Below are 25,470 nucleotides of genomic sequence, written 5' to 3'. Positions count from 1 at the left end.
CAAGAGTTAGCGCCAGCGACTAGCGTCGCTGCCATGGCCACACCCAAGGACCTTCCCGACGTCGGCGGGTTCATCCGCGATCTGCGGCGCAACGCCAAGATCTCGCTACGGCAGCTCGCCGAGCAGGCGGGGGTCAGCAACCCTTACCTCAGCCAGATCGAACGCGGCCTGCGCAAGCCCAGCGCCGAGGTGCTCCAGCAACTGGCGAGCGCGCTGCGGGTCTCCACGCCGGCGATGTATTTGCGCGCCGGCCTGCTCGACGACAAGGAAGGCCACGGGGTGCTCGCCGCCATCGCCGTGGACGCCGACCTGACGATGGCGCAGAAGCAGTCGCTCAGTCAGATCTACGAGACGTTCCGCCGGGAGAACACCCGGCTGGCCGAGGCCCAGGCCGAAACCGAGGCAGCCCAGGCCGAAGCCGGGGCAGCTCAGGCCGCCGACCAGCCCGCCAGCCAGGCCGCCGACCTGGCCAACGTGGCCGCCACCGGCCCCACCACCGTGGGCGGCACTCCGACCGAGGCCGTGCTCGAGTCGGTCGCCGTCACCGAGGCGGGCACCGCCCCCGCCCCGGGCAGCACCAGCATCCCCCAGAAGAAGAAGGCCGCCGAGGCGGCCGAAGAGGAGACGTCATGAGCGAGCCGAAGACCAACCGCATCCCCGCCCCGATCTACGCGGCGGCCGGCGCAGGTGAGCTGGCCATCGAGCAGCTGCGCAAGCTGCCCGCCATGGTCGGCGTGCTCAGCACCCGGGTCGTCGCCGACCTCGGTGGTCGGGCCGTGCTGACCGGCTTCGAGCTGAAGCAGAAGGCCACCGAGACGCTGCGTACCGCCAACGAGACCGCAGACCTGGCGAAGCTGCGCGAGGTGACCGACATCGACAAGCTGCGCGCCGCCGCGACCCGCAACGCCGCCCTGGTGGTCGCGGGCGCCCAGGTCGCCCAGGAGCGGGCGTTCGCCGCGTACGACGCGCTGGTCGCCCGCGGTGAGCGGGTCGTCGGCGCCGGCGTGCTGGAGGCCGCGGAGACGGTCAACGCCGACATCGAGGCCACCGAGGCCGTGACGCCGGCCACCACCACCCCGACCGCCCCGGCTGCGGCCCCCGTCGACACGCCGACCCCGGCCGACGTGGCCGAGATCGCCGAGGCCAAGCCGACTGCGGTCAAGAAGGTCGCCCGCGCGCCGAAGGCCGCCAAGCCGGCCGAGACCCCGTCGGCGAAGCTCCCCCGGGCCACCAAGCGGACCCGTCCGGCCGCCGAGTAGCTCCTCGGGTCGACGACCCCGGCGGCGTCCTTGTCGGACGTAGCCGGGGTCGTGGACATAAACTTGCCGACATGGCCAACGCCGCGCCGATCTTCGCCTTCGCCGTCCGTGAAGTGATCCAGCTGATCCTGCTCGTCTTCGCGCTGATCGTCCAGGGTGTCGCCCTGGTGCACGCGATCACGCAGCGCTCCGATGCCTTCCCGGCCATCGGCACGCTGCCCAAGGGAGGCTGGATCGCCATCCTTGCGGTCTGCCTCGTGCTCACCCTGCTCGGCTTCGGCCCGATCAGCCTCTTCGGACTGGTCGGCATCGCCGCCGGCCTGATCTACCTTCTCGATGTCCGAATCGGCCTCCGCGAGCTCGGTGACGGCAAAGGTTTCTGGTGAGAGGTTTTCGCTGGCCGCCACCACCCGACAGTGGGCCTCGCACCTGGGGGCCCGGCCCGGGTGGGCCGCGTACCGGCCGGCCGGCGCTGCCGGAACCGGAGACCGAGCTGGTCGCCACCCCGCACGGCGTACGGCTGGAGCGGCTGGTCACCGGCACCGGTGACCCGGTCACCGTGTTCGCGCACGGGCTGGGCAACGGCATCGCCACCACCCGCCCGTTCGGCAGTGGGGTGAACGGGCGCAAGGTGTTCTTCCAGTTCCGCGGGCACGGCCGTTCCGAGGCCCCGGACGGGCCGTGGGACTACCTTGACCTGGCCCGCGATCTGCGGGCGATAGCCGACCTCGGGGGCGCCAGCCGGGCGTTCGGCGCGAGCCTCGGCGCGGGCGCCCTCTGCCGACTCGTCGCGGAGAGCCCGGAGCGTTTCGACAAGCTGGTCTTCTTCCTGCCGGCGGTCCTCGACGAGCCGCGCGGGCCGGCCGCTCGGGAACGCATCACCGACCTGCTGGAGGCGGTGGAGAGCGGGGACGCCTCGGCGGTCGCCGACATCGTCACGCTGGAGTTGCCTCCGGCGGTGCGCAACACCCCGGCCGGCTGGGCCTACCTGCGGCAACGGCTCGACCAACTGCTCCGCGACGGCCTCGCCGACGGTCTGGCCACGTTCACCGACCAGACACCGGTGCGCCAGATCGGCGACCTGGCGGCGGTCAGCGCGCCAGCGTTGGTGATCGGTTGCGCGGGCGACGACCTGCACCCGGTCGAGGTCGCCGAGCGGCTCGCCACCGCGCTGCCCCAGGCCACCCTGCACGTGTACGACCGGCCAGGCGTGCTCTGGTCGGAACGCGCCGATCTGCGGGACCGCATCTCCGGCTTCCTGAACGAGTAACCTGCCCAGTCATGGGCGTCACACAGCATGGCCGGACGCACCGGCTGGACCTTGCCGACCCGACCCTGCGCGAATGGACATGCACCGTCCTGCACGCCGATGCCGAGCAGGGCATCGTGCTGGACCGTTCGGCGTTCTATCCGGGCGGCGGGGGCCAACCACCCGACCATGGTGTGCTGCTCTGGCAGGGCGTGCAGACCCGGATCGTCGGCACCCGCAAGGGCGACGACCCGTACCTGATCCCCGCCGAGGGTGACCCGTTGCCGCCGGTCGGCACCGAGGTCGTCGGCGCGGTGGAGGACGAGCGCCGCACCCGGCTGATGCGCACCCACTCCGGGCTGCACGTGCTCTGCGGTGTGGTGTTCCGTGACTTCGGCGCGCTGGTGACCGGAAACTCGATGGAACCGGGCGAGGCCCGGATGGACTTCAACCTCCCCGAGGTGCCGCCCGACTTCAAGAGCCGCATCGAGGAGCTGGTCAACGCCGAGGTGGCCGCCGACCGCTCGGTCGCCACCCGGGTGCTGCCGCGCACCGAGGCGCTGGCCCTGCCGGACATCATCCGCACCCAGTCCAACCTCATCCCGGCGGATGAGCAGGAGGTCCGGATCGTCGACATCGTCGGGCTGGACGTGCAGGCCGACGGCGGCACCCACGTCGCCTCCACCGCTCAGATCGGCAAGGTTCAGGTCGTCAAGGTGGAGAGCAAGGGCCGGGCCAACCGTCGGGTCCGCGTCCGGCTGGTGGATTAGATCCGCTTACGAATTCGGACGTCGGTTGTCAGGTATTCCTGACAACGTCGCAGGCATGACACAACCGCTAACCGGAAAGATCGCGCTCGTCGCCGGTGCCACCCGTGGTGCCGGCCGGCAGATCGCCGTTCAGCTCGGCGCGGCCGGCGCCACGGTCTACGCCACCGGCCGCAGCACCCGGACCGGCCGCTCCGAGATGGACCGACCGGAGACCATCGAGGAGACCGCCGAGCTGGTCAGCGCGGCCGGCGGCACCGGCATCGCCGTTCAGGTAGACCACCTGGTGCCCGAGCAGGTCCGCGACCTGGTCACCCGGATCGACGCCGAGCAGGGCCAACTCGACGTGCTGGTGAACGACATCTGGGGCGGCGACCCCCTGGTGACCTGGGACAAGCCGGTCTGGGAGCAGCCGCTCGACGCCGGCTTCCGTACCCTGCGACTGGCCGTCGACACGCACATCATCACCAGCCACTTCGCGCTGCCGCTGCTGATCCGCAAGCCCGGCGGCCTGGTGGTGGAGATGGGCGACGGCACCAAGGCGTACAACGACGAGAACTACCGGCTGTCGGTCTTCTACGACCTGGCCAAGGTCTCGGTCAACCGGCTCGCCTTCAGCCAGGCCCATGAGCTGAAGCCGCACGGCGGCACGGCGGTGGCGCTCACCCCCGGCTGGATCCGCTCCGAGGCGATGCTGGAGCACTTCGGCGTGACCGAGGAGAACTGGCGCGACGGCGCCGCCACCGACCCGAACTTCCTCATCTCGGAGACCCCGGCCTTCGTCGGCCGGGCGGTGGCCGCGCTCGCCGCCGACGAGGACAAGGCCCGCTGGAGCGGCAGGTCCGTCGACGCGGGCAGCCTGTCCAAGGTGTACGGGTTCACCGACCTCGACGGCAGCCAACCCGAGGGGTTCCGCTACATCACCGAGGTCGTCGACGCGGGCAAGCCGGCGGACGTGACCGGCTACCGGTAGAGCGCAGCGAGCCGGGCGGCTGCCCCGGCGAGGAGTGCCCGCAGCTCGGGTGGGTCGAGGACCTCCACCTCGGGGCCGAGCCCCAGCAGTTGGTGGTACGCCACCTGGGTCGACTCGACGGGCAGCCGCGCCACCACCCAGCCCTGCCCGTCGGGTTCGCTGGCGGCGGCGACCAACTCGTCGTACACGTTGGGGGCGTCGACCAGGTGCCGGAGCTGGCGCAGGCCGGCGGGGCTCAGCCGGACGGCGACCTCGGCCCGCAGCATGGTCCGCAGGAACGACCCCGCCTGCTCGCGCCAGTGCCCGGCCAGGTCGAAGCCCTCGTCGCGGTCGAAGTGCTCGTCGCCCACCTCGGCCCCGGTGACCCGGTCCACCCGGTAGGTGCGCACATCGTCGCCGACCCGGCCGACCAGATACCAGACCCCGCTCTTGAGCACCAGGCCGTACGGCTGGACCCGGCGGGTCACCTCCCGGTCTCCGCGTCGGTAGCGCAGCTCCACCACCAGGTCCGCCCAGACCGCCCGCGCCAACTCCGGCAACCAGAGCGGCGCCGCGGTCTCCCGGAACCAGCCCGGCACGTCCAGGTGGAACCGCTGCCCGGCGCGGGCCGGCGCGTCGCGCAGGGCGGGTGGCAGCGCGGCGAGCACCTTCAGCTCGGCGGACGCGACCGCGTCGGCGAGCCCCATCTCGCCGGCCGGCCCGGGCAGCCCGGCGAGGAAGAGCGCCTCCGCCTCGTCCCGGGTCAGCCCGGTCAACCGGGTGCGGTACCCGCCGAGCAGGCGGTAACCGCCGGCCCGCCCCCGGTCGGCGTAGACCGGCACCCCGGCGGCGGAGAGCGCCAGCACGTCCCGGTAGACGGTCCGCTCGGAGACCTCCAGCTCCCGCGCCAGCTCGCTCGCGGTCATCGACCCGCGCGACTGCAACAGCAACAGCAACGAGATCAGTCGGGACGCGCGCATCCGCCCATCCTGCCCGGTGCCGCTCACCGCCCGCCGGGCGTCAGCAACCCCCGGTCGTACGCGGTGGCCACCGCGGCAGCCCGGTCGTTGACTCCGAGCTTGGCGTACAGGTGCAGCAGGTGCGTCTTGACGGTGGCCTCGCTGATGAACAGGCGGGTCGCCGCCTCCCGGTTGGAGGCCCCGCGGGCCACCAGGGTGAGCACCTCCAACTCCCGTTGGCTGAGCGGCTCCTCGGCGGGAGCGCGCAGCCGGCCCATCAGGCGGCCGGCGACGCTCGGCGCGAGCACCGACTCGCCCCTGGCCGCGGCCCGTACCGCGCGGACCAGCTCCTCGCGGGGCGTGTCCTTGAGCAGGTAGCCGGTGGCGCCGGCTTCGATGGCGGGCAGCACGTCGGCATCCGTGTCGTACGTGGTGAGCACCAGCACCCGGGCGGCGCTGCCGGCGCGAGCCAGCCTGCCGATGGCTGTCACTCCGTCCATGCCGGGCATCCGCAGGTCCATCAGCACCACGTCCGGCCGCAGCGTCTCGACCAGGACCAACGCCTCCGAACCGTCCGCCGCCTCGCCCACCACCTCGAAATCGGGGTCGCCGGTGAACATCCCCCGCAGACCGTCCCGCACCACCGGATGGTCGTCGACGATCAGCAGTCGAACCGGGGCGGTCAACCGGCACCTCCGGGTAGCGCGGGAACGGACGCCGAGATGGCGGTGCCGCCGCCCGGCTCGGATTCGACGGCCAACTCGCCACCGACCCGGGTCACCCGTTGCCGCATCGCGGTCAGCCCGTACCCGCTGCCCAACTCACGGGGCAGCGGCTGATCGGTGAGCTCGAAGCCCGTCCCGTCGTCACGGACATCGAGGGTGACCACGTCCGTCATGTACGACAGGGTCAGCCCGACCCGCGACGCGGCGGCGTGCCGGGCCACGTTGGACAGCGCCTCCTGGGCGGCCCGTAGCAGGGTCACCTCGACCTCCGGGTGCAGGGGGCGGGGCGTGCCGGTGGTGGCGACCTCGGCCCGTACCCCGTTCAGAGCCGACCAGCGCCCGCCCAGCTCGACGAGCGCGTCCGGCAGCCGGGATGTCTCCAACGTCTCCGGGCGGACCGCCCGCACCGAGCGGCGGGCCTCGGTCAGGCTCTCCCGGGCCAGCGCGAGCGCGTTGTCGACGTGCCGCCGCCAGTCGGCGGAGCGGTCGCGGGTCTGCTCGGCCGCCTCCAGTTGGGTGATGATGCCGGTCAACCCCTGCGCCAGGGTGTCGTGGATCTCCCGCGCCATCCGTTGGCGCTCGTCCAGCACGCCGGCCTCCCGTGCCTGGGTGAGCAGTTGGGCGTGCAGCCCGGCGTTCTCCTGGACCGTCTCGGTGAGTTGACGGTTGGCCTCGCCGAGTTCCGCCATCAACCGCCGGCGTTTGGCGTCCTCCAGTTCGGCGATCATCGCGAACCAGGTCACCGAGCCGGCGACCACCAGGTTGAACAGCACCAGCACCAACCAGAGCGGCCAGTGCGACATCGCTACCGCGAGACCACCGCCCTGAGAGGTGGCGACGAAGGCGGCCGTGGCGATCACCCCGGCGATCCGCAAGCGCTTGGGCAGCACCGGAAAGGCGTGGGTGTAACCGATCCAGGCGAAGAAGCCGTACCACGGGCTGGCGGCCACCAGTGCGGCGGCGAACGTGAGCAGCCCGACGTAGTAGACCGCCATCAGCTTGCGCCGGCTCTGCCAGCCAGGGTGCAGGGTGAGGAACCAGACGATCCAGCATCCGGCCGCCGCGGCGATGGCCAGGGTGGGCGCCGTCGCGAGGCTGCGGGGTGCCGGGACGACGAGGACCAGCAGGGTGCCCAGAGCCAGCCCTCCGTAGGGAAGTACGCGATAGAGCGTCGCCTCGCGCGCTCGCCAACTGGTCAGACGGCCGTGCCCACCGCTGCTGGTCATCGCATCTCCGCTCACTCCCAGCGGAACAGTTTCGCCGCGCCGACGCCGGCCGCCACGGCAATCACCGCCATTATCGCCAGGTGCAGCGGTCGCGGCGACGTGCCGGTCCAGGCGTCGAGGAGCGCCTGCACCCCGGGCGGCGTGTAGTCGCCGATCCGTGCCACGACGTCCGGGAGCAGGAACCGGGGCAGGTAGACCCCGCCGAAGAACATGGTGACCAGGAACAGCGGCACGGCCAGGGCCTGTGCCGCCTTCGTCGTCCGGGCCACGGCGGCGACCAGCAGGCCGAGCGACAGCAGGGCGGCGGTGCCGAGGATGAACGCCAGCGTGAAGCCGAGCGGGTGCCGGGGGAACGGCACCCCGAACGCGAGCCGGGCGACCAGGATGAGCAGCAGCGCGCTGGCCAGGATCCCGGCCAGGGCCAGCACCAGTTGGGCGGCGAGCAGAGCGGCCGGGTGCGCCGGGGTGGTCGCCAGCCGACGCAGCACGCCGCGTTCCCGGTAGGTGGCCAGCACCGAAGGCAGCGTGTTCACCCCGACCATGGCGAGGGTGACCACCAGCAGCGACGGGGCGAAATAGCTGACGAAGGTCTGCCCGTCGAAGGTCGGATCCGGCTTGCGCAGCGAGGGGACCAGCCCCAGCACCACCAGGATCAGGGTGGGCAGCCCGATCGTGGTGAGAAGCGTAGGCAGGTCACGCAGGTAGAGGCGCGCCTCGGTTCTCAGGATGTTGCGGAAGGCGTGCATGCTTGCTCCCTCTCAGTTGGCGGGCCGGTGCCCGGTCAGCTCGACGAAGGCGTCGTCGAGGGTGGACTGCTCCAGCCGCAGGTCCGCGGCGACGATCTGGTGGCGGGCGAGCACCGAGGTGACGGCGTGCAGCAGGTCACCGGTGCCGGTCACCACCACCTGGCTGCCGGTTCGCTGCACGGCGGACACCTCGGGCAGGTCGGTGAGGAGTCGGTCGTCGACCGGAGCCGAGGGCCGGAACCGGATCCGCTGCTCGGGGGCCACCGTCGACACCAGGCCCGCCGGGCTGTCCAGGGCAACCACCCGACCCCGGTCGATCACCGCGACCCGGTCGCAGAGCCGCTCGGCCTCCTCCATGAAATGGGTGACCAGCACGATCGTCACCCCACTGTCGCGGACCTGTTCGATGAGGCCCCAGGTGTCCCGGCGGGCCTGCGGATCCAGCCCGGTGGTCAGCTCGTCGAGGATGGCGATCTCCGGGTTGCCCACCAGGGCCAGCGCGATGGAGAGCCGCTGCTTCTGACCGCCGGAGAGTTTCTTGTACGGGGTGTTCCGCTTCTCGCCGAGGCCCAGCTTGTCGATCAGCTCCGCCGGGTCGGCAGGGTTGCGGTAGAACGAGGCGTACAACTCCAGCGCCTCGGCCACCCGCAGCCGGTCCGGCAGTTGACTCTCCTGGAGTTGCACCCCGACCCGCTGGCGTAGCTGGGCCGCGTCCCGGCGGGGGTCGAGCCCGAGGACCGACACCCCGCCCCCGTCGGGGACGCGCAGCCCGGCGACACACTCCACGGTGGTGGTCTTGCCGGCGCCATTCGGACCGAGGACGCCGAAGATCTCCCCGGCCTCCACGGCGAACGACACGTCGTCCACCGCCACCAGGTCGCCGTACCGCTTCTTCAGGTGGGTCACCTCGATGACCGGCATCGTGCCGCCTTCCGCCGCCGCTGACTTCGTACCCCTCAAGGGTTGTCGGGGTGGCCCGCCGGCGAATCGACCGGTCGGCGACGAACCTCGGCGTCCCCGGTGGATCACTGCCGTCCGTCAACCGGTTGATGTGTACGTGGTGCGTTGCTGCTAGCGCTCCGCCCGGCGGATCCGAGCATGGCTGGTTAGGCTGCTCGATCGTGGACGTCAGCAGAATCGCCAGCCCGGTGACCGGGGTCGTCGGACGCTTCCTCGCCGGGGCAGGGCTGCTCCTGCGCGGGTTGGGCCTCTACGTCCGCAGCCCGGGGTTGATGCTGCTCGGCATCGTGCCGGCGCTGATCTCGGGCGTGCTCTTCCTGGCCGCGTTCGCCACGCTGGTGTACTTCGTGGACGACCTCGCCGCGCTGGTCACCCCGTTCGCCGACGACTGGTCGCGCACCGGCCGAAGCCTGGTCCGGGTGGTCGCCGGGCTGGCCTTCCTGGGGGTCGGCGGCCTACTCGGCGTGCTCACCTTCACCGCGGTCACCCTGGTCATCGGCGACCCGTTCTACGAGAAGATCTCCGAGCAGGTCGAGCAGCGGTACGGCGGCACGCCGGGCGCGGTGGACGTGCCCTTCTGGCCGTCGCTGCGCCGCAGCCTCGCCGACTCGGTACGCCTGGTGGCGCTCACGGCGCTGGTCGGCATCCCGCTCTTCGTCGCCGGCTTCATTCCGGTGCTCGGCCAGACGGTCGTCCCGGTCATCGGGGCGGCGGTGGGCGGCTGGTTCCTCGCCGTGGAGCTGGTCGGCGCGCCGTTCTACCGACGGGGGATGCGGCTGCCGCAACGCCGGGCGATCCTCAAGGCGGACCGCCCCACCGCGCTCGGCTTCGGCGTGGCGGTCTTCCTGTGCTTTCTGATCCCGTTGGGTGCCGTGCTGATCATGCCGGCGGCGGTAGCTGGCGCCGCCCTGCTGACCCGCCGTTCGCTCGGCCAGCCGATCGAGGAGAGCTGACATGCAGATCACCCTGGTCGAGGGGGACATCACCGCCCAGCGGGTGGACGCCGTCGTGAACGCCGCGAACTCGTCCCTGCTCGGCGGAGGTGGGGTCGACGGTGCCATCCACCGCCGTGGCGGGCCAGCCATCCTGGCCGAGTGCCGGGCGCTGCGGGCGTCCCGCTACGGCAAGGGCCTGCCCACCGGCCAGGCGGTGGCGACGACGGCGGGGGAGCTGCCGGCCCGCTGGGTGATCCACACCGTGGGCCCGGTCTGGTCGGCGACCGAGGACCGGTCGGCGCTGCTGCGCGACTGCTACGCCAACAGCCTCCGCGTGGCCGACGAGCTGGGCGCGAGCACTGTGGCGTTTCCGCTGATCTCCGCCGGCATCTACGGCTGGCCGCTCGACGACGCGGTCCGGCAGGCGCTGTCGGTGCTGCGCTCGGCCACCCCGGCCACCGTCACCGAGGCCCGCCTGGTGCTGTTCGGGGCGGACACCCACGCCGTCGCCCGCCAGGTCTTCGAGGAGCGGCCCTCGCCTTGAACACCTGCCACCCCGGCTCAACCCGGTTGAGCATGGAATTGCGGTGGGGGGTAAATGTGTGTATAGCCCCAAACCGGGCGCCACAACTCCATGATCGACGAGGTTGAGCCGCACCTTTCCGCGATCTTGCACATTCTGTCGCGACATAGGGGGCATTCTGCGCATCTCAGCGACCGAAATCGCAAGATCGGCGCGGGCGGGGGAGATCGCTATCGCGGGCCAGCGGGGTAGAGACCGGTCGGGCGTTAATCGCGCGGCTTAACGCGGTTACGGCCGATCGAAGGTCTCCGCGACGAAAGCGCGCCAGGCTGCCCGCCCAAAGGTCAGCGTCCCGCCGTCACGATCCTTGGTATCCCGGACCAGCACGACGCCGGGCAGGTTGTCAGCGACCTCGACACAGTTGCCACCGTTCGTCCCGGACTTCGTCGACTTGCGCCAACGGGCGTCGGTCATGTCCATGTCTTCGCCGCTTCCTTGATCAAATCTAGAGAGGGCCGGCGGGGGAGTGCGTCCCGAAGGACGGCCTCCCACGTCTTTTGGAGCGTAGCAATCTCGCCCGCGCCGCTGACGGTCTGCGATCGCACCTGATAGTCGGTATGCCCGACGACCGTGTCGTCGGGCATCGTGGCGAGGATGAACCCGCCTTGAAGGCCAGGGTAGAGGCCGGCATCATCCGGCACGACATGAATTTGCACGTGCGGCAGTTCGGCGACGGCCACGAGGTGTTCGAGCTGTTCACGTATTAGCGTGCGGTTGTCGTTCACAGTCCGCCGGAGCACCGCCGCATCAAGCACGATCACCACCTGAGGCGGGTCCTCGCGATTAAGGACTGCCTGCCGGTCCATCCGCGACCGGACCCGCCGCCTGGTTTGTTCAACAGTGAGAAGACCACCGGCTTGAAGCGTCGCCTGTGCATACGTCTCGGTCTGTAGTAGCCCTGGCACGAAGGCCGGTTCGTACCACCTCAGGGTCTTCGCCTGCTCCTCGAAGGTGATCCACTCCCGCAGCCAAACGGGAGCCATGTCGAGTGCGGTGAGCCGTTCGAGCAGCCGCATGAAGATTCCGCCCGTTTTCAGGGCCTTATCGATGGCTGCCACGTAGTCGTTGGTAGGCGGGCGGGTGCCGGTCTCAACGGCGCTGACATGAGTGCCGGAGTAACTGATGAACCTGCCGAATTCGTCTTGGTTCATTCCCCGGGCGGTCCGCGCATGGCGCAGCTCGTCGAGCAGGATTTCCGCCGCCGTAATGCTCACGTTCTCCAACCCTCCCCCAACATGTCAACCCTGCCCCTCACCAGCGGCTACGCATCCCGTCGGTGTCGCTCCACCATGGCCGATTCGCTATCGAGGTTAGGCGGTTACCGAGAAGAGTTCCATGAGCAGGACCGCTCCGTAGGAACCGGCAGGAACGGTCCTTCTGGAACTGCCGGTAAGGGGGAGCCCGTGCCCGAAAACGAGCCCGCGTCCGCGCGGAAGGTGAGGTCGGGCGATGTCCTGCACCTGACCCGCGCGGCGAGTGTGCAGTTCATTCGGCCGATCTTCGTCCGCGTGATCCGGCTTCCCGACTGGGTCACCTACGACGGCTGGCTCTGGATTGAGGGCTACGAGCTGGGTCGGAAGGGCGAGGCGGTCACGCGTCGGTCGCTCTTCGTCCAGACAGCGGGGCTGATCTGGCAGGACGGCCCGGTGCCGGCCGCCCGGCCGGCGGCCTGTCAGCCGGTCCGCCGCAGACCGGTGCGGGTCCGATGAGCGCCCGACCTCGGCCGCACCTGCCGATGCGCCCCGCGTGGCTGTGTCGCAACTGCGCCGCGCCGTGGCCCTGCGGTCCGGCTCAACTCGACCTGATTGCCGAGTTCTACGGTCACTCGATCGCTCTGGCGTTCTACCTGGCCTCGTCGATGCAAGACGCTGTCGACGACATGTACGGCCTGGGTGGTCGCCCGGATCTCGCCGTGCTGCACACCCGCTTTCTCGGCTGGCTGTCCCTGGCCCGCCGGTCACGTCGGACAGATCGCCGTTGAGGGACGGGCCCAGGGTGCCTGCGGATCAGGTCAGGTCGGCCAGGCAGGTCCACTGGGATGCCACCGGGCGGTAGCCCAGTCGGGCGTTGATCGCGAGCATCGGCCCGTTCGCCTCGTCGTTCGAGGTGTACGCGACGCGCACGCCGTTGGCGGCGGCCCGGTGCAGCGCGGCGGTCTTGGCAAGCCGGGCCAGCCCTCGACCTCGGTACGCCGGGACGCTGCCGGTGTAGTCCGACCACATCCGGTCCCCGTCCCGCTTCACCAGGCTGAAGGCGACAACCGCACCATCGATCTCGGCGGCGATGCTGGCCGTCTTGTCCAGGCCGAGGTTGTCCCAGACGTCGTACTGCCAGCTCTGGTAGCTCTTGCTGTCCACCGGCACGTCACCCGGCTCGTCGACGGCCGAGGCCACGTCGGCCGTGTACAGCAGGTGCGGGTCCACATCGACGATCGGGTGCAGCTTTACGCCCGGGGGCGGGTCGGGTAGCGCGGGTGCCAAGTTCAGATCGAGCGCCGAATAGCGCACCTCGCGGCTCGGCTCGTAGCCGTGCCGGCGCGCGAACGGCAGCGCCTCCGGTTGGGCCGTGGCACGCACCCGGCGGATTCCCAAGGGGCGGAGATAATCGGTCGCGGCCGCCAGCAGCGCACTGCCGATGCCGCGTTGGCGGTGCTCCGGGTGTACGTGCAGCAGGTTGATGCCCCCGACGTCCGCCATCGACGTGTTGCCGATGCGTTCGGCGGACACCCAGCCGACCACCTGGTCGTCGACCTCGGCCACGAAGGCCGTCCAGTCCTCCTCGGGCGGCGGTTCGGCGATCATCTTCCGGGTCGACTCGACCCCGCGCACCAGGTACGGGAAGACCGTCGCCCGCAGGGCCACCACGCCCGGGGCGTCGTCCGGCTGCGCCACACGGATCCGCATGTCAGGCCCCCATCCGTACGGCGGCGACGGCCTCGACCTCGACGAGCTGGTCGGTGTAGCCGAGCACCGCCACCCCGAGCAGGGTGCTGGGCGGATCGTGGTCGCCAAAGAAGTCCCGCACCACCTCCCAGACGGTGACCAGGTCCTTCTGCTGCGACGACGCCACGTAGACGGTGGTCTTCACGACGTCGGTCAGCCGCGCGCCGGCCGCGTCGAGAGCGGTCGTCAGGTTCGTCATCACCTGCCGGGCCTGCGTCGCGTGATCGCCCGGCGCGACAGTGCGCCCGTCGGTGTCCAGCGGGCACGCCCCGGCGGTGAACACCAGTCGGGCGGGTGCGTCGACGGTGGCCGCGTAGGCGTACTCGGCGACGTCGGAGAGGGCGGGGACGTGCAACAGCGCGACAGGTTCCGGCATGCCGCGAGGCTAACCGCGATCGCAGACCCGGGCGACACAATAACGTCGCGACCCACCTCGGCCGGAGGCGACAACTTCAAGGAAACAGTGGCCTCGGCGCGTCCTGAGGGGACTATTTCCCTGAAGTTGCGCGGATCTTGCCGCGCCCGCCCGCCCGGGGCGGGGGCGGCGGCGGCGGCGCGGGGGCGCGGGGGCGCGGGGGCGGGGCTCGGGGGCGGGGTCAGGCGGAGGCGCGGCGGATCAGCTCGGTCGGGAGCATGACGGCCGGCTCGATGGTCTCCCCGGCGGCCAGCCGGAGCAGTTGGCGGGTCATCCGACGGCCCAGCTCCACGATCGGCTGCCGGACGGTGGTCAGCGGCGGCTCGGTGTAGGCGGCGGTCTCGATGTCGTCGAAGCCGACAACCGCCACGTCCTCCGGAACCCGTCGGCCGGCCTCGCGCAGCGCCCGCAGGGCGGCGTGCGCCATCAGGTCGGAGGCGGCGAAGACGCCGTCGAGGTCGGGATGCTCGGTGAGCAGGTGGCGCATCGCCGCCGACCCGGATTCCCGGGTGAAGTCACCGATGGCGATCAGCTCGGGCAGCCCCGCGTCGGCGACAGTGCTGCGGTAGCCGCTGAGCCGTTCGATTCCGGCGACCATGTCCTGTGGCCCGGCGATTGTCGCGATCCGTCGACGACCGCTGTCGATCATGTGCCGGACGGCTGCGGTCACCCCGGCCACGTGGTCGACGTCGACGTACGGGACGGGCACGTCGCCGAGCGGCCGGCCGCTGACCACCACCGGGATGCCGAGGCGGGCCAGCGTGCCGGGCAGCGGGTCGGCGCCGTGCAGCGACGCGAAGAGCACGCCGTCGACGTGCCGGCCGGTGGTGTACCGCTCGACCCGCTGGTGCCCGGCCGGCGAGCCGGCGAGCATCAGCACCAGTTGCTTGTCGGCCGCCTCCAGCTCCTGGCTGACGCCGCGGATGATGCCGGGAAAGACCTGGTCGTCGGAGAAGACCCGGGTGGCCGCCTCCGGCATGACCAGGGCGATCGAGTCGGTGCGCTGGGTGACCAGGCTGCGCGCGGCGAGGTTGGGGACGTACCCCAACTCGGCGACCGCCCGGGTGACCGCCTCGCGGATCGGCTCGGCGACTGTGGTGGAGCCGTTGACCACCCGGGACACGGTGGCGCGGGACACCCCGGCCCGGGCTGCCACCGCTTCGAGCGTCGGCCGCTGCGCCGTCGTCATCGCGCCTTCCCCCCGCTCATCACAGCCCGTTCCGGGAGATCACCTCCTGGTACCACCGGGCGCTGGCCTTCGGTGTGCGCCGCTGGGTCAGGTAATCGACGTGCACGATCCCGAACCGCTTGCGGTAACCCTCCGCCCACTCGAAGTTGTCCAGGAATGACCATACGAGATAACCACGCAGGTCCACGCCCCGGGAGATCGCCTCGTGGGCCGCACGGAGGTGCCCGTCGAGGTAGGCGATGCGATCGGCGTCGATCACCTGCGCCGGACCGTCGGGCGAGTCGGCGCCGGCCTTGTCGGGGAACGCCGCACCGTTCTCGGTGATCATCAGCGGCACACCGGGGTAGTCGGCGGCGATCCGCTCCAGCAGCCGGGTGAGACCGGCCGGCTCGATCATCCAACCCATGTCGGTGAGCGGCCCGGCCGGCGGCAGGAAGTGCACAGCGCCCTCGGTGCCCGGGTACGCGTCGTTACCGGCGCCGTCGGGGCGACCGGCCACGTAACTCGGGGCGTAGTAGTTGATGCCGAGCAGGTCGACCGGGGCGGCGATCAGCTTCTCGTCGCCGTCGCGGATGAACGTCGGCTCGACGATCCGGGCCACGTGCTCGCGGACGTCGTCCGGATAACCGCCGGCCAGCAGCGGGTCGAGGAAGATCCGGTTGTGCAGGCCGTCGACCAGACGGACCGCGGCGGCGTCGGCCGCGCTCTGCGGGTCGGCCGGGCGCACGTCGGCCGGGTTGACTGTGATGCCCACGCTGCGCGCGCCGGCCGCCCGCAACGCCCGCGCCGCCAGGCCGTGCCCCAACAGCAGATGGTGTACGGCGGTGAAGGCCGCCGCCGCATCCCGCTCACCCGGAGCGTGCACGCCGTTGGCGTAACCGAGGTAGGCCGAGCACCACGGCTCGTTGAGCGTGGTCCACACGTCGATCCGGTCGCCGAGGCGGGCGTACACGGCTGTGGCGTAGGTGGCGAAGTGTTCGGCCGTGTCCCGGTTGGTCCAGCCGCCCCGGTCACCGAGGGCCTGCGGCAGGTCCCAGTGGTAGAGGGTGACGATCGGGTCGATTCCCCGATCGAGCAGTGTGTCGGTGAGCCGGTCGTAGAAGTCCAGCCCACGGGGGTTGGCGGGGCCGGTGGCGTCGGGCTGGATCCGGGGCCAGGCGACCGAGAACCGGTACGCCCGCAGGCCCAGCTCGGCCATCAGCGCCACGTCGTCGGCGTACCGGTGGTAGTGGTCGCAGGCGACGTCGCCGCTGTGGCCCTGGTAGACCTTGCCCGGTGTGCGGCTGAAGGTGTCCCAGATGGACGGGCCGCGGCCGTCGTCGCGGGCCGCGCCCTCGATCTGGTACGCGGCGGTGGCCGCCCCCCACAGGAAGTGCTCGGGAAACCGGAGTTCTTTCACGCCTTGACCGCACCTTCCATGATCCCGCCGATGATCTGCCGGCCGAACAACACGAAGACCAATAGCAGGGGCAGCGTCGCGATCGCTGTCCCGGTGAACACCTGCGACATGTCCTGGTAATACCCGTCCGACAGCGCTCGCAGCGAGAGCTGCACGGTGGGATTCGCCGGATCGTTCAGTACAGCGTACGGCCACAGGAAGTCGTTCCAGGTGGTCATGAACGTGAGCAGGCCGAGCACGGCGGCGGCCGGGCGCAGCGCGGGCAGCACCACGTGCCACCAGATCCGGGCGGTGCCGCAGCCGTCCATCCGGGCGGCCTCGATCAGTTCGTCGCTGATGGCCTGGCCCGCGTACTGCCGCATCATGAACACCCCGAACCCGGTGACAAGCGCCGGCACGATCACCGCGGGCAGTCGGTCGTTCCAGTGCAGCTTGGTCATGAGCAGGTAGAGCGGGATCACGCCGAGCTGGGTCGGCACCATCATGGTCGCGATGATCACCAGCAGCAGGGCGTTGCGGCCACGGAACCGCAGCTTGGCGAAGGCGAACCCGGCCAGGCTGGAGAAGAACACCACGGAGATGGTGACCGTGCTGGCGACGATCACCGAATTGATCAGGCCGGTCGCGAAGTACGCGTCGGTGTTGTCGAACAGTCGGGCGATGTTCGCGCCCAGGTTGCCGCCGGGGGTGATCGGGGGCGGCAGTTGACCCATCGCATCGTTGGAGCGGCTGGCGACGACGAGCATCCACCAGATCGGAAAGATCGATAGGCCGGCCGCGACGACCAGGGCCAGGTAGGTGAGCGGGCTGGCCCGCCAGAGCCGGCTCATCGCGCCGCTCCCTTCCGTCCGTCGGGCCCCGATCCGCCGCCGAGCCGGCGCAGGAGCAGCACGTTGACCACCGCGACGATCGCGATGAGCGCGAAGAGCAGCCAGGCGACCGCCGAGCCGTACCCGAAGTTGTAGTGCGGGGCGAAGGCGTTCTCGAACATGTACATGGTCAGGGTCTGCGACTCACGCAGCGGGCCGCCGCGGATCGGGTTGGTGCCGGAGTGGAACATCCGGGGCTCGGTGAAGAGCTGCAACCCTCCGATGGTGGCGATGATGGTGCAGAAGACGATCGTCGGCTTGAGCAGTGGCACGGTGACCGACCAGAACTGTCGGACCCGGCTGGCGCCGTCGATCGCCGCGGCCTCGTACAGATCGCGGGGGATGGCCTGCATCGCGGCCAGCAGGATCAGCGCGTTGTAGCCGGTCCACCGCCAGTCGACCATGGCGGAGATGGCCACCCAGGAGGCGAACCGGTTGGATTTCCAGCCGATCGCGTCCACCCCGACCAGGTCGAGCAGCCAATTGATCATGCCGAACTCGCGGCCGAAGAGCACCCCGAAGACGATCGCCACCGCGGCCGTGGAGGTCACGTTGGGGACGAGCACCGCCATCCGCCAGCCGGTGCGGGCCCGTAGGCCCCGGTTGAGGAGGTTGGCCAGCCAGAGCGCGGCGAGCAGTTGCGGCACCGTGGAGATCACGAAGATGCCAAGCGTGTTCACCAGCGCGTGCCAGAAGTCCGTGTCGGCCAGCAGCCGGGTGTAGTTCTCCGCCCCGACGAACGGGTGGTCGGTGCCGAGCAGGTCCCAGTCGTGCAGCGAGACCCAGAAGGTGTACGCCAGCGGGTAGGCCCCGAATACCGCGAAGAGCAGGAAGAACGGGGCGACGTAGAGGTACGGCGAGTACCGGGTGTCGAGGCGGCTGAGCCGACCCCAGGAGGGGTGGGGGTTGTCGGCTTTCGGCGCGACCGGTGGGCGGGCGTCGAGCTGGACGGTCATGCCCGGGAACTCCTTTCGCCGTGCGGGCGGGGTTCCGGTGACCGGAGCCCGCCCGCACGTTCGCTCGGGCTACTTGGCGGCGGCCTTCTTGGCGTTGGTCACCGCGTCCGTCCAGCCCTGCGCGGGGCTGCGCTGGCCCAGCTCCACGGTCCGTACGGCGTTCTCCACCTCGGTCCGGACGGCCTGGTTCTTCGGGCCCATGTAGACCGGCTTCAGGCTCTTCGCGCCGGTGCCGAAGATCGAGCCGACCGGCGCCCCCGAGAAGTACGCGTTGGTCGCGCCGGTGATCGCCGGGTCGTCGAGCGCCTGCGGTGACGAGGGCAGCGGTCCCTTGGCCTTGAACGCGCCGATCTGCCCCTTGGCGCTGGTGAGGAACTTGACCAGCTCGATGGCCTCGGCCTGGTGCTTGCTCTGCTTGGGCACGGCGAGGTGCGATCCACCCCAGTTGCCGCCGTTGCCGGGCACCCGGGCGATGTCCCACTTGCCCTGGGCGGCCGTACCGGCGTTGGCCTCGATGACGCCGGTCATCCAGGCGGGGCAGGCGATGGTGGCGAACTTCGACTGCTTGAAGGCGGAGACCCACTCTTCCGACCACGATCCGTACTTGCCGGAGAGGCCCGAGTCGATGATGTCCATTGTGGTGTCCCACGCCTGCCGTACCGCCGGGTTGCTGTCGACGACCAGCTTCTCGCTGGTGTCGTAGTAGCTGTAGCCGTCGCTGTTGCCGGCGGTCTGCAACAGGATGGTGTTGAACGTGTTGGTGGCCGCGTCGAGGAAGGACGCCCCGGTCTTGGCCGCGACGAACTTCTCGCCGGTGGCGATGTAGTCCGGCCAGGTCGGCCAGAGCTTGGAGACCTCGTCGCGCTCGGTCGGCAGGCCAGCCTTTTCGAAGAGGTCCTTGCGGTAGCACATCGCGATGCCGCCGACGTCGGTGCCGAGGCCGATGAGCTGCTTGCCGTCGGCGGTCAGGCCGGCGTTCCACTTCCATTCGAGGAAGTTGCCCTTGAGGTCGGCGGCACCGTGGTCCAGCAGGTTGACGAAGTTGGCGGGGTTGGCCTTGTACTCGACCATCAGCCCTTCCTCGATGGCCACCACGTCGCCGGCGCCCCGGCCGGCGGCGAGCCACTGGGTCAGCTTCGGCGAGTACTCGTCGAGGTTGGTGCCGGTGCCGCGTTCGACGATCTTCACGTTGGGGTTCGCGGCCATGTAGTCCTGGTAGAGCTGCTCGTAGCCGAACTGGCCGAAGACGTCGACGGTCAGGGTGACCGGTCCGTCGCCCGGCTCGTCGCCGCCGCCGCAGCCAGCGGTGACGAGCAGGGCGGTGGTCGCGGCGAGGGCCACCGCGGCGAGGCGGCGGCGCGGGAGGACAGCCATGGGTTTCGACCTCTCTCAAGGCGGGCGGGTGATGGCAGATGATTCAGAGAGCGCTCTCACGACAGGGTGGTGGGTCGCCGACCAGCTGTCAAGAGAGCGCTCTCTGCGCGTCGTGGCCCTGCCCGAAGCCGACGAGGGCGCCACCCCTTGCAGGGGTGACGCCCTCGTTCGCGGTGGGTCCGTCAGCCGGTGCGCAGACCGTCCAACAGAGTGCGATCGCCGACGACATCCAGCGTCTCGAAGCTCACCCGCCCCCAGAGCGCCAGAAGCAGGTCGCTCGCGGTGCCGCTGACCTGGGCGCGGGCGTGGTGATCGTCGTGGTCGAAGATGGTCGCGGTGTCGAGCAGCGCCACCCCCTCGCCGCGCAGCCGCAGATACCACTCCTGCGCCGCGTCGGTCGCGCAGAGCTGCACCACCCCGCGCCAGTCACCCGGCACCTGCCGCCGGCCCGCCGGAAGCCAGGTGTCCAGCACCTCGCTCACCCCGTCGGCCGCGAGCTTCGCCTCCACCGGGTCACCAGCCGCGATGGCGAGCTGCGCGTCCCAGCGGTGCACAGCCGTCTCGTGCGCCATCCGACGCGGCCAGAAACCCGCCTTCTTCGGCTGCGGAGCCCAGTTCCACGCCGGTGCCTCCGGGTCCAGCCCGTCGAAGAGGGTCATCACCCGGTCGTAACCCTGCTGCCACAACTGGAGCGCGTTCACGCCCGGGTCGGCCTCGAGCTTCTCCCGGCGAGGCGGTTGGCTGGTCTGGCCAGCACCGGCGAACGACGAAACCCAGTGGTAGATGCCGGCCATGTGCAGCGTGAGATCGTTGACCGTCCAGCCCGGACAGGACAGCACCGGTGTCTCCGGCGGCGCCTCGGCCACCGCCGCAGCGAAAGCCGGACCTTCCGTCCGGAGCGCGCCGATCCAGAAATCCTTGCTGCCCTGCAGTCTGCTCATCGCCATCCTCCCGGGGGTGCCGGGCGACCAGTGGGTGCCACGGCTAATTGTCAGCCTAAGGTGAAGGGCGTGCCAGACGCCTCCGCCCAGCCGACAACCGACGCCGATCGTGCCATCCCCGGTCCACTCGCCGGCTACACCACCCTGCGAACGGGTGGGCCGGCAGAGCGGATCGTGGCCGCCGGCAGCGCCGACGAGATCGTCCGGGCGGTCCAGGCCGCAGCGGAGCCGGTCCTGATCCTGGCCGGGGGCAGCAACGTGGTGATCGGCGACGCCGGCTTCCCCGGCACCGTCGTCCTGGTGCGCTCCCGTGGCGTGCGGGTCATCGCCGAAGACGCCGCCTCGGTCACCGTACGGGTCGACGCCGGCGAGCCGTGGGACGACCTGGTCGCCACCACGGTCGCCAACGGCTGGGCCGGGGTGGAGTGCCTCTCCGGCATCCCCGGCTCGACCGGCGCCACCCCGATCCAGAACGTCGGCGCGTACGGCCAGGAGGTCGCCGAGACGATCACCGGCGTCGAGGTGTACGACCGGGTGGAGGGCACCCGCCAGGTCATCCCCGCCGCCGACTGCGGCTTCGCCTACCGGGGCAGCATCTTCAAGTACGTGGACCGCTGGGTGGTGCTCTCGGTCGACTTCCGGCTCACCAGGTCTGCGCTCTCCGGGCCGGTGCGCTACGCGGAGTTGGCCAGAGCCCTCGGTGTCGAGGTCGGCGACCAGGTGCCGCTGGCGGACGCCCGAGCGGTGGTGCTGCGGCTGCGCGCGGGCAAGGGGATGGTGCTCGACGCCAACGACCCGGACACTCGCTCGGTCGGCTCGTTCTTCACCAACCCCGTGCTCGACCGAGCGACGTACGAACAGCTCCTGGAACGCTCCGCCGAGCTGGGCGACCCGCCCGCCTGGCCCGGGGCGGACGGCCTGGTGAAGGTGAGCGCCGCCTGGCTGATCGACAAGGCCGGCTTCGCCAAGGGCCACTCCGGCGAGGGTGGCGTGGCCATCTCCAGCAAGCACACCCTGGCGCTGACCAACCGCAGCGGCACCGCCCACACCAGCGACCTGCTGACCCTGGCGCGCACCATCCGCGACCAGGTCCACGCCCGCTTCGGCGTAACCCTGCACCCCGAACCGGTCCTCATCAACTGCACCCTCTGACCGGCGCGGGAGCTGGATCGGGGTCAGGGGAGGGGCCAGGGGAGGGTTAGTTCGCCGTGGCGCCAGCGGGCGGGGTTGTCGAGGATGGGCCAGCCCGTTTCGCGGAGCCGGGTCACCGCCCGCAGCCAGCGTTGACGGGGGCCGAAGGTGGCGTACGGGGAAGCGGCCTGCCAGGCGTCGTCCAGAGCGCGGATCAGAGCGTGCACCGGCTCACCGGGAACGTTGCGATGGATCAGCGCCTTGGGTAGCCGCTCGGCCAGCTCAGCAGGGCTGCCCAGCGTGGTGAGCTTCGCGGCCAAGGTCAGCGTCCGGGGGCCGTCGGCGTCGATCAGCAGCCAGCTGGCGAGCCGCCCCAACTCGTCAGACGTGCCCTCGACGAGCACTCCACCGGGGGCGAGCGCGGCGGTCATCGTCTGCCAGGCTTCGGCCACCTCGCTCTCGTCGTACTGTCGCAGCACGTTGAACGCGCGGACCAGCACCGGCCGGAGCCCGGCCAACTCGAACCCACCCCGGGCGAACGTCAGCCCGGGTGGGTCGGCGGCCGGGGCGGCGGCCGCCACCCGGGCCGCGTCGATTTCCAACCCGACCAGCCGTACGTCCGGGCGTACCCCGGCCGCCAGCCGGGCGCGCAGCTCCACGGCGGTCACCGGGGTGGCGCCGTAACCGAGGTCGACCACCAGCGGGTCGTCCGCTGCCAACAGCCGGTCGGCGCAGCTGGCGACGATCCAGTTGTCCACCCGCCGGAGTCGGTTCGGGTTGGTCGTGCCGCGCGTGACCACTCCGAACGGCCGGCGTCGCGCCGCAGGGTTCACGTCAACCGGTGGACCTTGTGCTGGGCGGCCTGCGCCCGTGGCCGGACCACCAACCGGTCGATGTTGACGTGCTCGGGGCGGGTGGCGCACCAGGCGATGCAGTCGGCGACGTCCTCGGCGACCAGCGGCCCCGGCACCCCGGCGTAGACGGCGGCTGCCCGTTCCGCGTCGCCCTCGAAGCGGACCAGCCCGAACTCCTCGGTCTTCACCATGCCCGGGTCGATCTCGATGACCCGCAGCGGCCGGCCACACAGCTCCAAGCGGAGCGTGCCGGCGATGGCGGTCTGCGCGTGCTTCGCGGCGGTGTAGCCGCCCCCGCCCTCGTACACGGTCAGGCCGGCGGTGGACGAGACCACCACGATGGTGCCGGAACCCGACGCCTCCAGGGCGGGCAGCAGCGCCTGGGTGACCCGCAGTGTGCCGAGCACGTTCACGTCGTACATCCACTGCCAGTCGGCGACCGAGCCGGACTCCACCGGGTCCAGCCCGCGCGCTCCACCGGCGTTGTTGACCAGGAGGGTGACCGGCCCGGGTGCCTGGGCGGCAGCCTCGGCCAGCCCGGCCACCGACTCGTCCGAGGTGATGTCGCAGGTCACCGCGGTGGCCTGCCCGCCGGCGGCGGTGATCTCGGCGACCAGGTCGGTGAGCCGTTCGGCGCGGCGGGCGGCGGCGAGCACGTGGAAGCCCTCGGCGGCGAGGCGGCGGGCGGTGGCCGCGCCGATCCCGCTGGACGCTCCGGTGACGATGGCGACTGAGGTCATCCCGACATTGTCACCCTGGCCGTGCCAGCCGCCCCGACCGGGCGTGGGCCGGCCATTGGCGGTCGATCGGTGATGAGGTCCGTCACCCCGAGGGGCCGCGCGGGGAATTTCCGAAGCCCGATGGGGAAGATGGCACCTGGCGTACAGGTTGACCGAGAAGCGCCGGTCGTGCGAGACGGCATCAACCGTGGCGAAGGAGCGGATGTGGCGGAAATGCACACCGGTGTCGGGCGTCAGCGAGGTGCCCAACCGTGGCCCCGGCCGCGCCGCATCGCCACCCTGTCGGTACACACCTCACCCCTGCACCAGCCCGGCACGGGCGATGCCGGCGGAATGAACGTCTACATCCTCGAAGTCGCCCGGCGGCTCGCCGAGGCCAACGTGGAGGTGGAGATCTTCACCCGGGCCACGTCCGGTGACCTCCCTCCGGTGGTCGAGATGGCGCCCGGCGTGCAGGTCCGACACATCACCTCCGGCCCGCTGGAAGGTCTCACCAAGGAGGAGCTGCCCGGTCAGCTCTGCGCCTTCACGGCGGGCGTGCTGCGCGCGGAGGCATCCCGGCCGCCCGGCCACTACGACCTGATCCACTCGCACTACTGGCTCTCCGGCCAGGTCGGCTGGCTGGCCAAGGAGCGCTGGGGGGTGCCGCTGGTGCACACCGCGCACACCCTTGCCAAGGTCAAGAACGCCCAGCTCGCGGCCGGTGACCGGCCGGAGCCCAAAGCCCGGGTCATCGGCGAGGAGCAGGTCGTCGCCGAGGCGGACCGGCTGGTCGCCAACACCCGGTTCGAGGCCAGCGACCTACTCCACCGGTACGACGCCGACCCGGCCCGGGTCTCCGTTGTCCAGCCGGGCGTCGACCTGGCCCGGTTCCGGCCCGCGCCGGGCGACCGGTCCGCGGCGGCCCGCCAGGCCCGCCGCCGGCTGGGGCTTCCGGTCGACGGGTACGTGGTTGCCTTCGTCGGTCGGATCCAGCCACTCAAGGCCCCCGACGTGCTGATCCGCGCGGTCGCCGCGTTGCGGGAGCGCGACCCGGCCCTGGCCGACCAGGTGACCGTGGTGATCTGTGGTGGGCCCAGCGGCAGTGGGCTGGACCGGCCGACCGCCCTGATCGAGTTGGCCGCCAAGCTCGGTGTCACCGACGGGGTGCGGTTCCTGCCACCACTCACCGGGGACGACCTTCCGGCCCTGTACCGCGCGGCGGACCTGGTCGCGGTGCCGTCGCACAACGAATCGTTCGGGCTGGTCGCCCTGGAGGCGCAGGCCTGCGGCACGCCGGTGCTGGCCGCCGCCGTCGGAGGGCTGGTCACCGCCGTCCGGGACCAGGTAAGCGGGGTGCTGATCGACGGGCACGACCCGGTCGACTGGGCCCGCGCGCTGGGCAGTCTGCTGCCGAACCGGGCCCTCCGGTCGGTGCTGGCCCGAGGTGCCGAGCAGCACGCCCAGCATTTCTCCTGGGACCGTACGGTCGCCGGTCTGCTCCGGGTCTACGGCGAGGCGATCGCCGGGCAACGCGCCCGGCTCGCAGCCGACCTGGCGGGCGACGCGGCGCTCTCCTGTTCCTGGTGACCGACCCGCGCGCCTGGGGGCCCCGGCGCTCCTGGTGACCGGGCCGTCGGTCGCCACCCGGTGCGCGAGCCGGGTCGGTCGTAGAGTGGGTCCGGTGAGCCCGAAGAGCGATCTTGCGACCCTGATCGAGTCGGTCTGTGCCGAGCGGGACCTGGCCTGCGAGTCGACCGGCCCCGGCTCGTACGCGGTGACGCTGCCGGGCACCCACAAGCTCAAGACGGTCTGCAACCTGATCGTCGGCGAGCACGCGCTGCGGATCGAGGCGTTCGTGATGCGCCAGCCGGACGAGCGCCGCGAGGAGCTGTGGGCCTGGCTGTTGCAGCGCAACGCCCGGATGTACGGCGTCTCCTTCTCCACCGACGCGGTTGGCGACGTCTACCTGACGGGTCGGGTCAACCCGGCTGGCGTGGACGCCGACGAGTTGGACCGGCTGCTCGGCGCTGTTCTCTCGTACGCCGACGAGTCTTTCGACACGATGCTGGAGATCGGCTTCGGCAGTTCGATCCGGCGCGAGTACGAGTGGCGGGTCAAGCGGGGCGAGTCGACAGCCAATTTGGCCGCCTTCGCCCACCTCTTCGAGCCCTCCGGCACCGGCCCCGACGCAACCTGACCCACACCAGCGCCCCGCGCCCCGCGCCCGGCCCCGCCCCGCGCCCGGCCCCGCCCCGCGCCCGGCTCGGCACGGCGCTCTGCTGGCTTGCCGTCGCACCCACACCCCTCTGGGCGACGG

30 protein-coding genes are annotated in these 25,470 nt (G+C 71.1%); 13 read left to right on the top strand and 17 right to left on the bottom strand.

Annotated features, from left to right (window positions below; translation table 11 throughout):
- Window positions 1–33 precede the first annotated feature (33 nt).
- The 6 genes from V6U86_RS25290 to V6U86_RS25265 all read left to right on the top strand — a co-directional run bounded on the left by V6U86_RS25290 (window position 34) and on the right by V6U86_RS25265 (window position 4,248).
- Window positions 34–633: a helix-turn-helix domain-containing protein gene (locus tag V6U86_RS25290; protein WP_442935009.1), complete on the top strand. Its 600-nt coding sequence runs from the start codon at window positions 34–36 to the stop codon at window positions 631–633.
- Window positions 630–1,259 (top strand): hypothetical protein, encoded by a 630-nt coding sequence (locus V6U86_RS25285; protein WP_334507222.1) that lies wholly within the window; start codon window positions 630–632, stop codon window positions 1,257–1,259. Before V6U86_RS25290 ends, V6U86_RS25285 begins: the two co-directional genes overlap by 4 nt.
- Before the next feature lie 71 nt (window positions 1,260–1,330).
- Window positions 1,331–1,645 (top strand): DUF2516 family protein, encoded by a 315-nt coding sequence (locus V6U86_RS25280; protein ID WP_334507220.1) that lies wholly within the window; start codon window positions 1,331–1,333, stop codon window positions 1,643–1,645.
- A complete protein-coding gene (locus V6U86_RS25275) occupies window positions 1,642–2,529 on the top strand; it encodes an alpha/beta fold hydrolase (protein WP_334507218.1) in 888 nt (295 codons plus the stop codon). The genes V6U86_RS25280 and V6U86_RS25275 overlap by 4 nt, the downstream gene beginning before the upstream one ends.
- An 11-nt stretch (window positions 2,530–2,540) precedes the next feature.
- Window positions 2,541–3,278 (top strand): alanyl-tRNA editing protein, encoded by a 738-nt coding sequence (locus V6U86_RS25270; RefSeq protein WP_334507216.1) that lies wholly within the window; start codon window positions 2,541–2,543, stop codon window positions 3,276–3,278.
- 55 nt (window positions 3,279–3,333) lie between these two features.
- Window positions 3,334–4,248 (top strand): SDR family oxidoreductase, encoded by a 915-nt coding sequence (locus V6U86_RS25265; protein WP_334507214.1) that lies wholly within the window; start codon window positions 3,334–3,336, stop codon window positions 4,246–4,248.
- On the opposite strand, the gene V6U86_RS25260 is transcribed toward V6U86_RS25265, so the two are convergent.
- Genes V6U86_RS25260 through V6U86_RS25240 form a run of 5 tightly spaced genes read right to left on the bottom strand, consistent with a single transcriptional unit; the run spans window position 4,239 to window position 8,804 of the window.
- Window positions 4,239–5,207 (bottom strand): helix-turn-helix transcriptional regulator, encoded by a 969-nt coding sequence (locus tag V6U86_RS25260; protein ID WP_334507212.1) that lies wholly within the window; start codon window positions 5,205–5,207, stop codon window positions 4,239–4,241. The two genes, V6U86_RS25265 and V6U86_RS25260, sit on opposite strands and share 10 nt — an antisense overlap.
- 23 nt (window positions 5,208–5,230) lie before the next feature.
- Window positions 5,231–5,872 carry a response regulator transcription factor gene (locus tag V6U86_RS25255; RefSeq protein ID WP_334507210.1) on the bottom strand — a complete coding sequence of 214 codons (642 nt, stop codon included), beginning with the start codon at window positions 5,870–5,872 and terminating at the stop codon, window positions 5,231–5,233.
- Window positions 5,869–7,137, bottom strand: a complete 1,269-nt coding sequence (locus V6U86_RS25250) for a sensor histidine kinase (RefSeq protein WP_334507208.1) — start codon at window positions 7,135–7,137, stop codon at window positions 5,869–5,871. Before V6U86_RS25250 ends, V6U86_RS25255 begins: the two co-directional genes overlap by 4 nt.
- Before the next feature lie 11 nt (window positions 7,138–7,148).
- Window positions 7,149–7,883 carry an ABC transporter permease gene (locus V6U86_RS25245; RefSeq protein ID WP_334507206.1) on the bottom strand — a complete coding sequence of 245 codons (735 nt, stop codon included), beginning with the start codon at window positions 7,881–7,883 and terminating at the stop codon, window positions 7,149–7,151.
- A gap of 12 nt (window positions 7,884–7,895) precedes the next feature.
- Window positions 7,896–8,804, bottom strand: coding sequence for an ABC transporter ATP-binding protein (locus V6U86_RS25240; protein WP_334507204.1), 909 nt, complete (start codon window positions 8,802–8,804; stop codon window positions 7,896–7,898).
- 200 nt (window positions 8,805–9,004) lie between these two features.
- Here V6U86_RS25240 and V6U86_RS25235 point away from each other — a divergent pair, with 200 nt between their 5' ends.
- A complete protein-coding gene (locus V6U86_RS25235) occupies window positions 9,005–9,796 on the top strand; it encodes an EI24 domain-containing protein (protein ID WP_334507202.1) in 792 nt (263 codons plus the stop codon).
- Between the two features lies 1 nt (window position 9,797).
- A complete protein-coding gene (locus tag V6U86_RS25230) occupies window positions 9,798–10,322 on the top strand; it encodes an O-acetyl-ADP-ribose deacetylase (RefSeq protein WP_334507200.1) in 525 nt (174 codons plus the stop codon).
- Between the two features lie 267 nt (window positions 10,323–10,589).
- Here the strand turns inward: V6U86_RS25230 and V6U86_RS25225 are convergent, their stop codons facing one another.
- On the bottom strand, window positions 10,590–10,781 hold the full coding sequence (locus tag V6U86_RS25225; RefSeq protein ID WP_334507198.1) for a DUF397 domain-containing protein: 192 nt from the start codon (window positions 10,779–10,781) through the stop codon (window positions 10,590–10,592).
- Window positions 10,772–11,575: a helix-turn-helix domain-containing protein gene (locus V6U86_RS25220; protein ID WP_334507196.1), complete on the bottom strand. Its 804-nt coding sequence runs from the start codon at window positions 11,573–11,575 to the stop codon at window positions 10,772–10,774. The genes V6U86_RS25225 and V6U86_RS25220 overlap by 10 nt, the downstream gene beginning before the upstream one ends.
- A 189-nt stretch (window positions 11,576–11,764) precedes the next feature.
- On the opposite strand from V6U86_RS25220, the gene V6U86_RS25215 reads away from it, so the two are divergent.
- Complete coding sequence (locus tag V6U86_RS25215) at window positions 11,765–12,070, top strand: hypothetical protein (RefSeq protein ID WP_334507194.1); 306 nt, start codon at window positions 11,765–11,767, stop codon at window positions 12,068–12,070.
- Complete coding sequence (locus V6U86_RS25210) at window positions 12,067–12,342, top strand: hypothetical protein (protein ID WP_334507192.1); 276 nt, start codon at window positions 12,067–12,069, stop codon at window positions 12,340–12,342. The genes V6U86_RS25215 and V6U86_RS25210 overlap by 4 nt, the downstream gene beginning before the upstream one ends.
- Before the next feature lie 25 nt (window positions 12,343–12,367).
- Here V6U86_RS25210 and V6U86_RS25205 read toward each other — a convergent pair whose 3' ends face one another.
- From V6U86_RS25205 to V6U86_RS25170, 8 genes are all read right to left on the bottom strand, one after another.
- Entirely contained in the window at window positions 12,368–13,264 is an 897-nt protein-coding gene (locus V6U86_RS25205; RefSeq protein ID WP_334507190.1) for a GNAT family N-acetyltransferase, read from the bottom strand.
- A 1-nt stretch (window position 13,265) separates the two neighbouring features.
- The gene (locus tag V6U86_RS25200) at window positions 13,266–13,679 is read right to left on the bottom strand and encodes a RidA family protein (RefSeq protein WP_334507188.1); all 414 of its coding nucleotides are present in this window, start codon (window positions 13,677–13,679) and stop codon (window positions 13,266–13,268) included.
- Between the two features lie 220 nt (window positions 13,680–13,899).
- Window positions 13,900–14,907, bottom strand: a complete 1,008-nt coding sequence (locus tag V6U86_RS25195; RefSeq protein WP_334507186.1) for a LacI family DNA-binding transcriptional regulator — start codon at window positions 14,905–14,907, stop codon at window positions 13,900–13,902.
- Window positions 14,908–14,926: 19 nt separating this feature from the next.
- Window positions 14,927–16,306 (bottom strand): GH1 family beta-glucosidase, encoded by a 1,380-nt coding sequence (locus V6U86_RS25190; RefSeq protein ID WP_334507184.1) that lies wholly within the window; start codon window positions 16,304–16,306, stop codon window positions 14,927–14,929.
- The gene (locus tag V6U86_RS25185; protein WP_334507182.1) at window positions 16,303–17,136 is read right to left on the bottom strand and encodes a carbohydrate ABC transporter permease; all 834 of its coding nucleotides are present in this window, start codon (window positions 17,134–17,136) and stop codon (window positions 16,303–16,305) included. The genes V6U86_RS25190 and V6U86_RS25185 overlap by 4 nt, the downstream gene beginning before the upstream one ends.
- Complete coding sequence (locus tag V6U86_RS25180; RefSeq protein ID WP_334507180.1) at window positions 17,133–18,131, bottom strand: carbohydrate ABC transporter permease; 999 nt, start codon at window positions 18,129–18,131, stop codon at window positions 17,133–17,135. Before V6U86_RS25180 ends, V6U86_RS25185 begins: the two co-directional genes overlap by 4 nt.
- Window positions 18,132–18,200: 69 nt before the next feature.
- Window positions 18,201–19,505 (bottom strand): ABC transporter substrate-binding protein, encoded by a 1,305-nt coding sequence (locus tag V6U86_RS25175; RefSeq protein ID WP_334507178.1) that lies wholly within the window; start codon window positions 19,503–19,505, stop codon window positions 18,201–18,203.
- Between the two features lie 182 nt (window positions 19,506–19,687).
- On the bottom strand, window positions 19,688–20,446 hold the full coding sequence (locus V6U86_RS25170) for a maleylpyruvate isomerase family mycothiol-dependent enzyme (protein ID WP_334507177.1): 759 nt from the start codon (window positions 20,444–20,446) through the stop codon (window positions 19,688–19,690).
- A 114-nt stretch (window positions 20,447–20,560) separates the two neighbouring features.
- Between V6U86_RS25170 and V6U86_RS25165 the strand changes: the two genes are divergently transcribed.
- Window positions 20,561–21,598 (top strand): UDP-N-acetylmuramate dehydrogenase, encoded by a 1,038-nt coding sequence (locus tag V6U86_RS25165; protein ID WP_334507397.1) that lies wholly within the window; start codon window positions 20,561–20,563, stop codon window positions 21,596–21,598.
- A gap of 23 nt (window positions 21,599–21,621) precedes the next feature.
- On the opposite strand, the gene V6U86_RS25160 is transcribed toward V6U86_RS25165, so the two are convergent.
- Both V6U86_RS25160 and V6U86_RS25155 read right to left on the bottom strand, forming a co-directional pair.
- Complete coding sequence (locus V6U86_RS25160) at window positions 21,622–22,410, bottom strand: class I SAM-dependent methyltransferase (protein WP_334507175.1); 789 nt, start codon at window positions 22,408–22,410, stop codon at window positions 21,622–21,624.
- The gene (locus V6U86_RS25155) at window positions 22,407–23,171 is read right to left on the bottom strand and encodes an SDR family oxidoreductase (protein WP_334507173.1); all 765 of its coding nucleotides are present in this window, start codon (window positions 23,169–23,171) and stop codon (window positions 22,407–22,409) included. The genes V6U86_RS25160 and V6U86_RS25155 overlap by 4 nt, the downstream gene beginning before the upstream one ends.
- A gap of 204 nt (window positions 23,172–23,375) precedes the next feature.
- Between V6U86_RS25155 and mshA the strand changes: the two genes are divergently transcribed.
- Window positions 23,376–24,740, top strand: a complete 1,365-nt coding sequence (mshA, locus tag V6U86_RS25150; RefSeq protein WP_334507171.1) for a D-inositol-3-phosphate glycosyltransferase — start codon at window positions 23,376–23,378, stop codon at window positions 24,738–24,740.
- A 94-nt stretch (window positions 24,741–24,834) separates the two neighbouring features.
- Window positions 24,835–25,350 (top strand): YbjN domain-containing protein, encoded by a 516-nt coding sequence (locus V6U86_RS25145; protein WP_334507169.1) that lies wholly within the window; start codon window positions 24,835–24,837, stop codon window positions 25,348–25,350.
- Window positions 25,351–25,470 lie beyond the last annotated feature (120 nt).

The sequence above is a fragment of the Micromonospora sp. CPCC 205558 genome, from assembly GCF_036902955.1.
Taxonomy (GTDB): domain Bacteria; phylum Actinomycetota; class Actinomycetes; order Mycobacteriales; family Micromonosporaceae; genus Micromonospora.
This window is presented reverse-complemented; position numbering and strand designations above follow the sequence as displayed.